12 protein-coding genes, 2 pseudogenes and 1 riboswitch are annotated in these 11793 nt (G+C 51.5%); of the genes and pseudogenes, 6 read left to right on the top strand and 8 right to left on the bottom strand.

The window, feature by feature from the left end:
- The first annotated feature begins 602 nt into the window (after nucleotides 1–602).
- A complete protein-coding gene (locus tag AADJ04_RS15740) occupies nucleotides 603–1241 on the top strand; it encodes a trimeric intracellular cation channel family protein (RefSeq protein WP_341240183.1) in 639 nt (212 codons plus the stop codon).
- 117 nt (nucleotides 1242–1358) lie between these two features.
- Here AADJ04_RS15740 and AADJ04_RS15735 read toward each other — a convergent pair whose 3' ends face one another.
- The 3 genes and pseudogenes from AADJ04_RS15735 to AADJ04_RS15725 all read right to left on the bottom strand — a co-directional run bounded on the left by AADJ04_RS15735 (nucleotide 1359) and on the right by AADJ04_RS15725 (nucleotide 4654).
- The gene (locus AADJ04_RS15735) at nucleotides 1359–2633 is read right to left on the bottom strand and encodes a D-amino acid dehydrogenase (protein ID WP_044398507.1); all 1275 of its coding nucleotides are present in this window, start codon (nucleotides 2631–2633) and stop codon (nucleotides 1359–1361) included.
- A gap of 174 nt (nucleotides 2634–2807) precedes the next feature.
- A riboswitch (glycine riboswitch) is annotated at nucleotides 2808–2897 on the bottom strand.
- Nucleotides 2898–2907: 10 nt separating this feature from the next.
- Nucleotides 2908–3821: pseudogene (locus AADJ04_RS15730) on the bottom strand (amidohydrolase); the annotation flags it as partial.
- Nucleotides 3822–3823: 2 nt separating this feature from the next.
- Nucleotides 3824–4654, bottom strand: coding sequence for an AraC family transcriptional regulator (locus AADJ04_RS15725; RefSeq protein WP_044398509.1), 831 nt, complete (start codon nucleotides 4652–4654; stop codon nucleotides 3824–3826).
- A gap of 107 nt (nucleotides 4655–4761) precedes the next feature.
- Here AADJ04_RS15725 and AADJ04_RS15720 point away from each other — a divergent pair, with 107 nt between their 5' ends.
- From AADJ04_RS15720 to AADJ04_RS15710, 3 genes and pseudogenes are all read left to right on the top strand, one after another.
- Nucleotides 4762–5301, top strand: coding sequence for a carboxymuconolactone decarboxylase family protein (locus AADJ04_RS15720; RefSeq protein WP_044398511.1), 540 nt, complete (start codon nucleotides 4762–4764; stop codon nucleotides 5299–5301).
- Nucleotides 5302–5500: 199 nt separating this feature from the next.
- Nucleotides 5501–5755 (top strand): hypothetical protein, encoded by a 255-nt coding sequence (locus AADJ04_RS15715; RefSeq protein WP_052521058.1) that lies wholly within the window; start codon nucleotides 5501–5503, stop codon nucleotides 5753–5755.
- A 108-nt stretch (nucleotides 5756–5863) separates the two neighbouring features.
- Nucleotides 5864–6005, top strand: a pseudogene (locus AADJ04_RS15710) (class II aldolase); the annotation flags it as partial.
- 535 nt (nucleotides 6006–6540) lie between these two features.
- On the opposite strand, the gene AADJ04_RS15705 reads toward AADJ04_RS15710, so the two are convergent.
- Genes AADJ04_RS15705 through AADJ04_RS15685 form a run of 5 tightly spaced genes read right to left on the bottom strand, consistent with a single transcriptional unit; the run spans nucleotide 6541 to nucleotide 10068 of the window.
- Nucleotides 6541–7032 carry a DM13 domain-containing protein gene (locus AADJ04_RS15705; protein WP_081770863.1) on the bottom strand — a complete coding sequence of 164 codons (492 nt, stop codon included), beginning with the start codon at nucleotides 7030–7032 and terminating at the stop codon, nucleotides 6541–6543.
- Between the two features lie 8 nt (nucleotides 7033–7040).
- The gene (locus AADJ04_RS15700) at nucleotides 7041–7742 is read right to left on the bottom strand and encodes a haloacid dehalogenase type II (RefSeq protein ID WP_044398513.1); all 702 of its coding nucleotides are present in this window, start codon (nucleotides 7740–7742) and stop codon (nucleotides 7041–7043) included.
- Nucleotides 7743–7762: 20 nt separating this feature from the next.
- A complete protein-coding gene (locus tag AADJ04_RS15695) occupies nucleotides 7763–8461 on the bottom strand; it encodes a glutathione S-transferase N-terminal domain-containing protein (protein WP_044398515.1) in 699 nt (232 codons plus the stop codon).
- 3 nt (nucleotides 8462–8464) lie between these two features.
- Entirely contained in the window at nucleotides 8465–9160 is a 696-nt protein-coding gene (locus tag AADJ04_RS15690) for a glutathione S-transferase N-terminal domain-containing protein (RefSeq protein WP_043387357.1), read from the bottom strand.
- A 32-nt stretch (nucleotides 9161–9192) separates the two neighbouring features.
- Nucleotides 9193–10068 (bottom strand): AEC family transporter, encoded by an 876-nt coding sequence (locus AADJ04_RS15685; RefSeq protein WP_044398520.1) that lies wholly within the window; start codon nucleotides 10066–10068, stop codon nucleotides 9193–9195.
- A gap of 93 nt (nucleotides 10069–10161) precedes the next feature.
- Between AADJ04_RS15685 and AADJ04_RS15680 the strand changes: the two genes are divergently transcribed.
- Nucleotides 10162–10926 carry a helix-turn-helix domain-containing protein gene (locus AADJ04_RS15680; RefSeq protein WP_084601294.1) on the top strand — a complete coding sequence of 255 codons (765 nt, stop codon included), beginning with the start codon at nucleotides 10162–10164 and terminating at the stop codon, nucleotides 10924–10926.
- A gap of 87 nt (nucleotides 10927–11013) precedes the next feature.
- Nucleotides 11014–11793, top strand: a 780-nt coding sequence (locus AADJ04_RS15675) for an IS5-like element ISAte1 family transposase (protein ID WP_341240182.1), incomplete at its 3' end; no start/stop codon positions are given.

The following is an 11793-nucleotide window of genomic DNA, read 5'->3' as shown; positions in this document are numbered from 1 at the left end:
AATTGGTCTAAATAATGAGCTAAGTTTTAACCAGAGAACCTCTGATTAACAGAAAAACAGGCTCGTCAAAATCCCATATGAATCAATGACTTATTGGTGTTTTTGATAAACGTGTAATATTTCGTGTAATTGGGTCAAAAGTTGTGTTTCGCAACTTTTCCAAGGTTTAGTGCACTTTTGCTACGTTTGTGAGCCATCTTACTTCCCAAACGTTACACGTTACGAATAGCAAGCGAACTAAAACCTGTGGAAGTTCAAAGCTACATGGGAGGGGCGTCCAGATTCTGGACGGTTCAGCATTGAGTTGATCAACTTATTGGAGTTGAATAAGCAGGTCAATTTCCAGCGCAGGAGTAGATTTTGCAATTGGCGCTTTAAACAAGCAGGGGAAAAGTTAGACGCTTTGCTTAGTGCGCGAATCAAAAAAATTTTTTTGAGACCATGCACTGACATCGAACTGTGACAGCCCTAATTATTCGAGCTCAATTTTTAAAGTCGAACTGTTGTAGACCAGTAGCCTATAAAATTAAAAACGTGGAATTTACAGTGCGATTGAATTTGCTTTAGCTATGAAAACTTTAAATTGGTGACATAAATTTTCAATGTATTTACTTCAATCATGGGGGGGCACCCTACATTTGATAGTCGAGTTGTTAGCGACCGCTGCATTTGCGTTGTCTGGACTGATGAAAGCTGCGGGTAAAAAGCTCGATGCGGTGGGCATTTGTGTTGTGGCTTTTCTGGCAGCTTTTGGAGGTGGCACCTTGCGCGACTTGCTGCTTGATCAACGCCCGTTTTTTTGGGTGCAACATACCGAAATGCTTTGGGGCGTATTGGCCTTGTGCGTATTTGCTATGGTCTTCATGCGACAGCGGCATTTTGAAGTAACTGAAAGAACAATACTCTGGCCCGACGCGCTGGGCTTGGGACTATTTACTGCGACGGGAGTTCACCTCGCCTTGCAGTCACTCATGCCGCCAGTAGTCGCCGTCTTAATGGGCCTGATCACGGGTGTTTTTGGTGGTGTGCTGCGTGACATGGTTTGCAATGAAATTCCCACGGCTTTCAAAGACCACCGCCCCTACGCGGTGTGTTCTTTTGCTGGTGGCTGGACTTACGTGGTCCTTTGGTCATTAGATGCTCCAGACTGGATGGCCTTACTGGGGTGCTTATTTGTTACTGTGTGCCTTCGCGCACTGGCACTGTGGCGCAACTGGCAACTGCCGGCTTGGCGGGCTTGAATGTTAAAAAACTATAACCAATGATGAGGTTGTTTAATTTTTTAGAAAATCACCAACTAAGTTAAGAAAAAAAGCAGTAGAGAGCCGCAAGACCCCTACTGCTTATTATTTTGAACTCTAAATGTTGCCAGCAGCAACTGCATGCAAGTTCATTGAATATCCTGATTTCTTTGCTGCAGCTTTGACGATGGTGTCTGACACCAGCTCAGCTGTCACGGCTGATAACGTCCAACCCAAGTGCCCATGCCCGGTGTTGTAAAAAACATTGGGAGTTCTACCTTGACCCACCCGAGGCATCATGTTGGGCATCATAGGGCGCAAGCCTGCCCAAGGCACTACAGAGCGTGTGTTAACGCGGGGAAAACATTGTTCCACCCATTCAATCAATGGGCGGATGCGGTCTGCGCGAATGTCACGGTTCACGCCATTGAATTCGGCAGTGCCTGCAACGCGGAAACGGTTGAGGCCTAAGCGGCTGGTGACCAACTTGGTTTCGTCATCCAGTAAGCTCACGGTGGGGGCACCCAATTGACTTTCTTCATCGTTCAAGTTGACGGTGATGGAGTAGCCTTTGACGGGGTAGATGTTCACGCGATCGCCTAGCTGAGCTGCAAAGTCACGGCTGCCCACTCCTGCACACACCACCACGCTATCAAAGGTATGCAGGCTTGGGGTGGCGTCTTGTTGTGTCACGGTGATGACAGCTTGTTGGCCATCGCTTTGAATCGACGTCACATCTTGACCATACAGCGTGTGCACGCCGAGTCGTGATGCCGCATTTGCTAGTCCATTGGTGAATTTGTGAATGTCTCCCGTGGAATCGCTCTCAGTGAAGTAGCCACCGTAGTAGGTGCCTGCCAATGTCGGCTCGATGGCTTTCATTTCAGCTGGGGTCACGGCATAGCGAGGTAGGCCCCCCTTGGCCAGCATGACTGACACTTTGCCTGCATGGTCGAACCCTTTTTTGTCACGGTAAATGTGCAGGATGCCTTCCTTCTTCAGGTCGAAATCAATGCCTTCTTCCTGCGCCCAAGTAAACAAGTGTTTGCGGGCTGCGACTGCTAAGCGAGCTGTCTCAACCGTGTTGCGCTCGTAATGGGGCATCGCAGCAATGAACTCTGCAAACCAGGAGAGTTTGTGCCACGTAGGTGCTGGGTTGACCAGCAGCGGCGCATCACTTTTGAGCATCCACTTTAGCCCTTTGAGGATGGTGGACCAATGCGTCCAAACTTCTGCATTAGATGCAGAGAGTTGCCCTCCGTTTGCGAATGATGTTTCCATCGCAGCATAGCGATGGCGTTCAAACAAGGTAACGGAAAAGCCGCGTTTTGCCAAGGCATAAGCTGTTGTGACGCCCGTGATGCCGCCGCCAATAACTGCGATTGTTTTCATAGTGAATGAGCTTTCAAAAACGTCAAAGTGTTGAGCACCAACAAGCCCTGTGCATGGCTGGTGCACCCCCTCTGTTTAGAACCTGAGAGATTCGTGGTCCATCGTGTTCAATGCAACCACTTGCTCCTGCGGTGTGCCGGGTGACTAAGACCAGCAACTCTTCAGAGATATCAACGATTCAAACCGGTCCTTTTGCCTGAGAGTTTCCGGGGTGGTTGCTCCTTCGGCGTCGCGATTTAACGCGATCTCTCCCGATCTGAATTTCATAAAAAAACTACGCCAGAAAGCGCTCAGTCAACGCGACCCAGAACGCAGCACCCACAGGTATGTTGCGGTCTTCAAAATCGTAATTGGGGTTGTGCACCATGCAGGCCCCGTGACCTCCGTTAGTTGCATCGCCATTCCCGATGAATAGATAGCTGCCTGGCACTTTGTCGAGCATGTAGGCGAAGTCTTCACTGGCGGTGAGCGGTTCAGTTTGGAGCACCACGTTATCTGCGCCTACCAACGCCACCGCCACTTCGCGGGCTATTCCCGTCTCAATAGGGGTATTGACCAGCACCGGGTAACCGGGCAAAAACTCGACTTTTGCGGTCACGCCAAAACTTTTCGCCTGTAACTCAACGAGCTCCACAATGCGATTGCGCAACAACTCTCGCACATCCCGATCCAGCGCCCGTACGCTAAGCTTTAACGTGGCGTTTTGGGGGATGACGTTGTTGACCACACCCGACTGAAAAGAGCCGACCGTGATCACGGCCATGTGCAGTGGGGGTACGTTGCGTGAAACGATGGTTTGTAGCGCCATGACAATTGCCGAACCCGCAACGACCGGGTCAGCACTCTGGTGCGGCATGGCACCATGGCCGCCTTTACCTTCAATGTGCACCAGAATGTTTTCGCTGGACGCCATGGTTGCGCCTTCGCGCAATAACAACTGACCTGGCCGAAAGCCCGGCAGGTTGTGCATGGCAAAGATTGCGTCGCAGGGGAAGCGGTCAAACAGGCCGTCTTCAATCATCTTGCGCGCCCCCCCAAGCTTTCTTCAGCGGGCTGAAAGATCAAATTCAGCGTGCCATCAAACGTGGTGGACTTTGCAATATGTTCGGCCGCAGCCAGCAGCATTGCGGTGTGTCCGTCGTGGCCGCAGGCATGCATCAAACCCGCATGGCAACTGGCATGGGGCAGCCTCAGTCCTGATCGGTGTGCGTTTGCAGCCAGGCAAGTGGCGGCATGCCGACGCGGTGGGTGAAAGCGCGGGTAAGCGCTACAGCGCTGGCGTAACCCACCATGGGCGCAATGGACTTGAGCGGCTTGCCTCGTTTGAGCAAACCCTTGACTACTGTGATGCGCCAGGCCGTGAGGTAGTCGAGCGCGGTCAGGCCCGACACCTCTCGAAAGTGATTGGCAAAGCGTGCGCGCGACATGCCTGCGGTTTCGGCCAACGATTCCAGCGTCCATGCATGGCCGGGCCGGTCGTGCATGGACGTGACCGCTTTGGACAAACGTGGGTCGCCCAGCGCCGCCAGGATGCCGGTGGTGACCGATGAAATGTCAAGCAGGTGGCGCAGCAACAAGATGAGCAGGTATTCCATCAACAGGTCCAGCGCAGCTTGCCGACCACACTTTTCGTCAAAGGCTTCCTGGAACAACAGGTCCAACGCGGGTGAAAGACTGGACGACTGGTTCAGCGGAATCACCAGCACCTCGGGCATGGCAGAGATCAGCGCGCCTCGGGCCTCGTCGCCCAGATCGACAGACGCACACACCAGGTCAACACCGTCGGCGCTATCGGGCACCAGCCGGTGGGCAGAACTCTGCGGGAAAAACAACAAACTGGGCTCTTCAACCCTGCTGGCGCGCCCATGCCGGTCGATCACGCTCATGGTGCCCCTGCGCATCAAATGCACATGGCCCACATGAGCTTCGGCCTCAAAGGCGGAGATCTGGCACAGGTTGCCCGAATAGAACACGCGTGCGCTGGGCACCGAGCGGGCAAACAAAGGTGAAAGTCGGTCCATGGCGGCGCTTGATACTTTGGGTATGCTTTCTTGTACTTTCAGTGATTATACGTATCGCACAATTCACTGGTGCATGTCGCACAGCCATTCAAAACGAGAGTTTCACCATGACACGTATCGCACCTGTATCACTTGCCCAAGCCGACGCCACCACCCAAGCCACCCTCAACGGCGTCAAGGCCAAGCTCGGCATGGTACCCAACCTGTTTGCCACCTTCGCCCAGGCTCCAGCCGCCCTGAACGGCTACCTGGCTTTCTCCGACGCACTGAGCAAAGGCCGCTTGAGCGCCGCCCAGCGCGAGTTGATCGCATTGGCCGTGGGCCAAACCAACGCTTGCCAGTACTGCTTGTCTGCACACACCCTGATCGGTAAAGGTGCTGGTTTGTCGGAAGCAGCCATCCGCGCAGCCCGAAGCGGCACCGCCGAAGGCGAACAAGACAAGGCCTTGGTTGAGCTGGCCATCAAAATCGTCCGTCAGCGTGGCGTGTTGGCCGACAGCGATCTGGCCGATGCCGCAGCAGCGGGTGTGGACCATGGCCTGGTCATCGAAGTCACCGCCAACGTGGCCCTCAACGTGTTGACCAACTACACCAACCACATTGCCGACACCGACGTCGACTTCCCAGCCGTGCCAGTCGCCCTGTAAAGCCCAGCCTCGCTGACAAGCGGGGAACGCCAACGGCCACCTCCTGGTGGTCGTTGGCGCAGGTGGCCGTGTTGCTCCTGTTGGCACACAGATGGCCTTCACTCCTGCGGCCAAGCTCGCCCTCATTGACGGCAACAACTTCTACGTCTCCTGCGAACGCGTCTTCCAGCCCTGGCTGCAAGGCCCTGGGCATCAAGTTGTGCGCGCCTTATTCCAGCTGCGCGAGTCATCCATCTCCTCGCTCATCCCCACCATGCCCCAAGGCAAACCAGCGGGCGTGCCCTGCGTGCAACTTGACGAACAAATGCGCTGCAAAGTTTTTGGGCAACCCGAACGGCCCGCGATGTGTGGGCAACTGCAAGCGTCGGTGGAGATGTGTGGGGATGTGGCCGATGGCGGGGTGCACGCCCGGGCTTGGCTGATGCGGCTGGAGGAATTGACGCGGCCGGGGTGAGTGCGGCCTCATCGTTGGCAGCCCTTTACGCCCAGTCACCAACAAGTCATCCCCCCGCCCCGCTTGCCGCTAAGCTGAATCCCTTTTGCTGACCTGCGGAGCACAGCCATGGCGTTTGAGATTCCTTCCTTAAAAGATAGCGTTCACCCCGATGAATGGCAGCTGCGGCTGGGCTTGGCCGCGTGTTACCGGCTGGTGGCGCTGTATGGCTGGAGCGATCTGGTGTTCACCCACATCAGTGGCGTTACCCCATAACGGTAGACAATTTCTATAGTATGAGTTGGAGTGAGTAGCACTTTGTACAGATCGATTTATGCAGCTTGCTTTTGGTCATCGACCGTGTAATAAAACGTGCAATGACTGAGAAAAATTGGTCTAAATAATGAGCTAAGTTTTAACCAGAGAACCTCTGATTAACAGAAAGCCAGGCTCGTCAAAAATCCATATAAATCAATAATTTATAGGCAAAAACGATAAACGTGTAATAAACCGTGTAATAAGCCAAAAGTTACATAATGTAACTTTTCTGAGGTTTAAAGCACTTTTGATGTGTCCTATAGCATTTTACTCGGCAAATGATGAGCCAATCAAAAGGCAATCAAACTAGGAGCCAAGGGAAATCAAGGTTTGGTGCAGTAGTGAGACGAAAGTAGGGTGCATTGATCGAGTTCAATTTCGGGAGTCGAACTCAACGAAATGAGAAGCATACGAAGTGAAAACCGTGGAATTGACTGTGCGATTGCTCGCACTTCATATGCTGCTCATTAATTTCTTGTCTGATCAACTTACTTTGCTTGCCGTAAATCTGCCGAACCGATGTATTCTTTGAACTGCTTGCACCAAATTAGCACACTCGTTACGTCTTCTGGGTTTTGCGTTGGCAGGAGATAGAAAGCGGCACCATTAGGCTTTTTAAGCCGGCTAACTTCAATTTGTTGAACGCTAAATTCATCGTTGTCCTTGATGGCAGATTTGCTACTGATGTAGACATGGTAGTCAGGGCCTGGGCTGGATCTAAAGTTCTCGCTTGATTGCAAAAATAATTGATTTCCTACCTTTATGACAGACCACTCGCCAGAGGAGTTGTGGATTAAATCCTGCCCCTTTGCTGTTTTGTCAATCTGTCCTCGTTTGATGAGTTCGCCTTCGATTTTTTGGTGATCGTCAAATCGCACTCTTAGGTCTTGAGCATGACCACGAATTGCATCTAGCAGCTGTGCATTTGCATTTGGCACTGTGCAAAGAAGTATGAAACTTAAAAGTAGATGAAATTTCATAGCAATGATTACTCCGCTAGCTCCAACGAGTGAAGGACTGACTTGAGATCTGGCCCGGAATAATGCGGGCGAGGTGTCAAAGCCTCAAACGGCAAACCTTGTCGATTGACCCAGTGCGTTGTAAAGCCAAACCAAGTAGCACCTAGTGCATCCCATGCATTGCTTGATACGAACAGAATTTCATCTTTGTTTACGGGAATCGTCTGTTGCACAAGTCCATAGCTTTCGGGCGATGTCTTGAAAAGGCGTATTGAATCTACTGATATGACTTGATCTAAGACATCTTCCATGCCCGCGCTCTTGACAGCTGATGCCAGCATGTCCACGCTGCCATTAGAGAGGATGGCAGTCGTAACACCACTAGCTTTGATTTTCTGAAGGACTGCCAAATTTTCAGTAAACGGGGTCAGGTGAGCGTATTGCTGCATCAGTTTTTCTACCTGATCCGATTCACGATTTAGTTTCAGTCTGTCTAGGGTGTACTCCAATGACAGGCGTGTCAGCTCCCAAAATGGACGGAAGTATTGACTGCCAGATGCGTTGTGCGGATCAGACTGCGTAATCAACCTTGTGTACTCAATTTGCTTGTCGCGCCACTTCACCGCAATGTCAGCCCCATGGCTTGGGTAGAGCTCTTCAGCTAATACTTGGATGGAGTAAACATCAAACAATGTGCCGTAAGCATCAAAAACAACTGCTTTTATAGTCATGAAAATTTCCTAGTTGGGAATCAAACTACTGTCTTTGCATCTTGACCAAACAAAATGGATTTGGCGTTCTGGTCCACAGTAGGCGCGGTATTGATCGACTTTGCGATGTCATAGGCCTTTTGTGTTGCCGGACGACTTCCAATCCGTTCAAACCATGAAGATAGGTAGGGGAACTGGCTCATGTCTTGTCGTTGGCGTTCGTGTGGGACAACCCATGGATAGGAGGCCATGTCGGCAATAGAGTACTCACCGCAAATGTATTCGCGACCATCTGATAGATGCTTATTCAGCACGCCATACAAGCGTGATGTTTCTTTGACATAACGATCAATGGCATACGGCAGTTGCTCTGGTGCGTACTGGACAAAGTGATGGTTCTGACCAGCCATTGGGCCTAGACCACCCATTTGCCAGAAAAGCCATTGCAGGCATTCATTTCTTCCACGTAAGTCCTGAGGGATAAATTGTTTCGTCTTGTCTGCCAAGTACAAAAGAATGGCACCCGATTCAAAAATGGCAATGGGTTCGCTTCCACCAACAGGTGTGTGATCTACGATGGCCGGTATGCGATTGTTGGGCGCAATTTTCAAAAAATCAGGAACGAATTGTTCGCCTTTGCTGATATTGATTGGTTTGATGTTGTAGTCAAGACCTGACTCTTCCAAGAACATCGTGACCTTGTGGCCGTTAGGTGTGGTCCAGTAATAAAAATCAACCATGCCTCACACTCCAGAGGCTTTCAGGCGCTCGTTAGATGGGAACAGCTTTTTGCGTGCGTCTTCATCCATTTCGGTTTTGAAAGCAAACTTGGTCTTCAAGGCTTCTGCTCGTTGCGCCGCAGGACGTGCGTTGATTTCATCAAGCAAGCGTTTAACGTGCGGCAGTTTTTCCCAAGCATCAGCACCCAATACAAAGGGGACGACGCGAGCCCAGCCCCATACCGACATGTCCACTATTGAGTAATCATTGCCCATCATGTACGGCTGATGTGCCAAGTGGTCGTTGATGAGGTTCCAATGACGCCATGCTTCAAAGTCATAGCGGTTCACTGCGTATTCTTTGGGCTCTGGAGCGAAGTGCTTGAAGTGGACAGCCTGACCACAGTAAGGGCCAATACCTGTGGCTACAAACATCAGCCATGAATACATCTCAGCTTTGTTCTTTGGCGTCCCTACAGGCACAAACTTGCCAATCTTTTCGCCCAAATAAAGCAACATCGCATTGCTATCAAAAACTCGAATGTCGTCGTCAAGCATGGCTGGCGTCTTCGCGTTCGGGTTGATGACCTTAAAGCTATCTGAGTGCTGTTCGCCTTTACGTGTGTCGACAGGAATGAGCTCATAGGGCTCTCCTGTCTCTTCAAGGTACAGGGCAATCTTTAAAGGGTTGGGCGAAGGATGGAAATAAAACTTGATCAAGATGAACTCCTTTTTGCTTATGAATGAAAAACTTAAATGAATGCCAGCCAAATCCCGAGTGGCAGAAAAGCCAGACTCAGTAAATGTCCAACGATGACTGTGGAAGCCACCTTGTTAGGCTCCACCTGAAATTTGTCTGCAAGCATGAAATTGAAGACTGCCGATGGCAAGCATGCAAAAAGGATCAATGCCCCACGCTCTAGTCCTTCCAATGGAATGAACCAAAGGGCCAAAAGTACAGCAGCAAGCCTGATGATCAAAATAAGCACGCCTGAGCGAACACCTACCCATGCGTCCGCCACTTGACTGCTGGCAAGTCTTGCTCCGAGTGACATCAACATCATCGGGACCAGTACACTGCCAATCATGGTGCAGGATGTTTGAACCCACTCCGGAAGTGTTATCTGCAATTGAGAACTAGCAACACCCAATACGGTTGACCAAACAAGTGGGTTGGCATAAACCATCCGCCAGTCAACTTTGCCGCTCATCACGCCAGCACCAAGCGTGAAATGCAGGATATTAGAAATCACCAACAAAACGACCGCGGGAGCCATGCCCTCGGGTCCATAGGCAAGTGCAATCAAGGGAATGCCAATTGGACCAACATTAGTGAACATGGCACACGGCAAAAATGCTTGCACTGATGCGCCTGAGAATTTTGCGAATGGCCAAGCGATCAGGCCAGTCAGAAGAATCAACACGATCGATGCCCCAGTGAAAGACATGGCAGAAATGGGATCGAATGATTTAGCGGACAACGAGATAAAAATCAAAATAGGCAGTGCGATGTCCACCACCAGTTTGTTGGCTCCCCCTAGGTCCGGTTTGACGCGTCGGCTGTAGAGAAAACCAACCAGCACAAGGGTAAAAATTGGCAGCGTGATGGATGCGATTTTTGAAAACATGTGCCCTCACTTGTTACGTGAAAAACTAGAACAGATTGCAGTATCCTGCACTTGGTGCAACAATTCGTACATATAAATTTGCAATTCGTACAAATGGACGCTCCGCGCTTAGATCGACTCACCGCCTTGCTTGAGGGACTTAGTCCGAAAGTAACCTTGGCAACTAAGCCAGACGGGTTTTCGCTGCACATCATCAAGACGGGGACATCTGATCATCCAACCGACAGTTTCTCGGGTATTCAGCAGGACGCCTTGTCATTGTTGGTTTGCCCTGCGGCGAGCTATTTTGAGAATCTTCTGCAAGCAGATCAGCAGTGCTGCATGAGCTTTGATGTTGTCTTTGATGGGCCAATGGGGCCTAGCTTCTTAGCGGAGCAATCTAAGCCAATCTCAATCGTCATGAAGGATGCTGATCCATCGTTGGTGCAAGTCATGATGCTGATTGCAAACGAAATGCAGGCCAGTCGTTGTGGACAACCCTTCTTCATGAATCGGGCAGGCGATATTTTGTTGGTTAGCTTGATGCGACACCTGACTTCTCGACCACAACAATCCACAGGGTTGTTTCAGGCTTTGTCAGATCCGCGGATTGCTAAAAGTTTGGTAGCGATGCATTCCAAGCCAGCCCATCCTTGGACCTTGGAAAGTTTGGCTAACTTGGCTGGAATGTCGCGAACATCATTTGCCAATTACTTCAAGGAAGTGATGCAGGTATCACCAGGAAAGTATTTAGAAAACTTGAGGTTAGCTATTGCGCGGCAATTGGTTGACACCGGTATCGGGTTGAAGCAAATTGCAACGCGAACTGGTTATTCCAGCCCATCAACATTATCTAGGGCGCTGGGTCGCGTTGCTTAGATGACAAATTGGCGTTACCCCCAAACAGCATAAGCCACAAGGGCTTTGTTGCACAAACCAGCCCCATTGCACTGGTAACCTCGGCGCATGAATGAACCCCAAGGGCCTAAGACCCGCTACAAGACCACCAACTGGGCTGCGTACAACGCCGCACTCAAGGTCAGAGGGGCGCTGACGATCTGGCTGGACAAAGACATGCAGTGGTACGCACCTGCCAGTGGCAAACGGGGTCGCCAGCAGACGTTCACGGATGCGGCCATCCAGTTTTGCCTGAGCATCAAGTGCCTGTTTGGCTTGGCACTGCGCCAGAGCCTGGGACTGATTCAGAGCCTGCTGCGTCTGGCGGGGCTGAATTGGCGGGTTCCCGATTTCAGCACCATCAGTCGCCGTCAGAGGACGCTGCAGGTGCAGCTTCCTTACCAGCGCAGCGCCACAGCGCTGGATTTGCTGGTGGACAGTACGGGCATCAAGTTCCTGGGTGAAGGGGAATGGAAACGCAAGAAGCACGGAGCCGAATATCGGCGGCAATGGCGCAAGGTGCACCTGGGCATTGATGCCCACACGCTGGAGATTCGGGCCATTGAAGTCACAGACAACAGCGTGGGCGATGCTCCCATGCTGCCCGAACTGTTGGCCCAGATACCGCTCGATGAGCCGGTGGCAAGTGTCGGTGGGGATGGAGCCTACGACACAAAGGGGTGCCACGCGGCGATAGCGCAAAGAGGTGCGCAGGCGGTGATTCCCCCGCGCAAGAATGCAAGGCCTTGGAGACAAACGCTGGAGGGAGCGGGCGGGCGCAACGAAGCCCTGCGAGCTTGCCAAAGGCTGGGGCGCCGTATCTGGAAGAAGTGGAGCGGTTATCACCGA

The organism is uncultured Acidovorax sp. (genome assembly GCF_964021665.1).
GTDB lineage: Bacteria > Pseudomonadota > Gammaproteobacteria > Burkholderiales > Burkholderiaceae_C > Acidovorax > Acidovorax temperans.
This window is presented reverse-complemented; position numbering and strand designations above follow the sequence as displayed.

Excerpts from the sequence above, each read along its gene's own strand:
- AADJ04_RS15695 (WP_044398515.1), bottom strand. The coding sequence starts at position 8,461 with ATGGTTGATTTTTATTACTGGACCACACCTAACGGCCACAAGGTCACG.
- AADJ04_RS15705 (WP_081770863.1), bottom strand. The coding sequence starts at position 7,032 with ATGAAATTTCATCTACTTTTAAGTTTCATACTTCTTTGCACAGTGCCA.
- AADJ04_RS15680 (WP_084601294.1), top strand. The coding sequence starts at position 10,162 with ATGGACGCTCCGCGCTTAGATCGACTCACCGCCTTGCTTGAGGGACTT.
- AADJ04_RS15685 (WP_044398520.1), bottom strand. The coding sequence starts at position 10,068 with ATGTTTTCAAAAATCGCATCCATCACGCTGCCAATTTTTACCCTTGTG.
- AADJ04_RS15720 (WP_044398511.1), top strand. The coding sequence starts at position 4,762 with ATGACACGTATCGCACCTGTATCACTTGCCCAAGCCGACGCCACCACC.
- AADJ04_RS15735 (WP_044398507.1), bottom strand. The coding sequence starts at position 2,633 with ATGAAAACAATCGCAGTTATTGGCGGCGGCATCACGGGCGTCACAACA.
- AADJ04_RS15740 (WP_341240183.1), top strand. The coding sequence starts at position 603 with ATGTATTTACTTCAATCATGGGGGGGCACCCTACATTTGATAGTCGAG.
- AADJ04_RS15700 (WP_044398513.1), bottom strand. The coding sequence starts at position 7,742 with ATGACTATAAAAGCAGTTGTTTTTGATGCTTACGGCACATTGTTTGAT.
- AADJ04_RS15725 (WP_044398509.1), bottom strand. The coding sequence starts at position 4,654 with ATGGACCGACTTTCACCTTTGTTTGCCCGCTCGGTGCCCAGCGCACGC.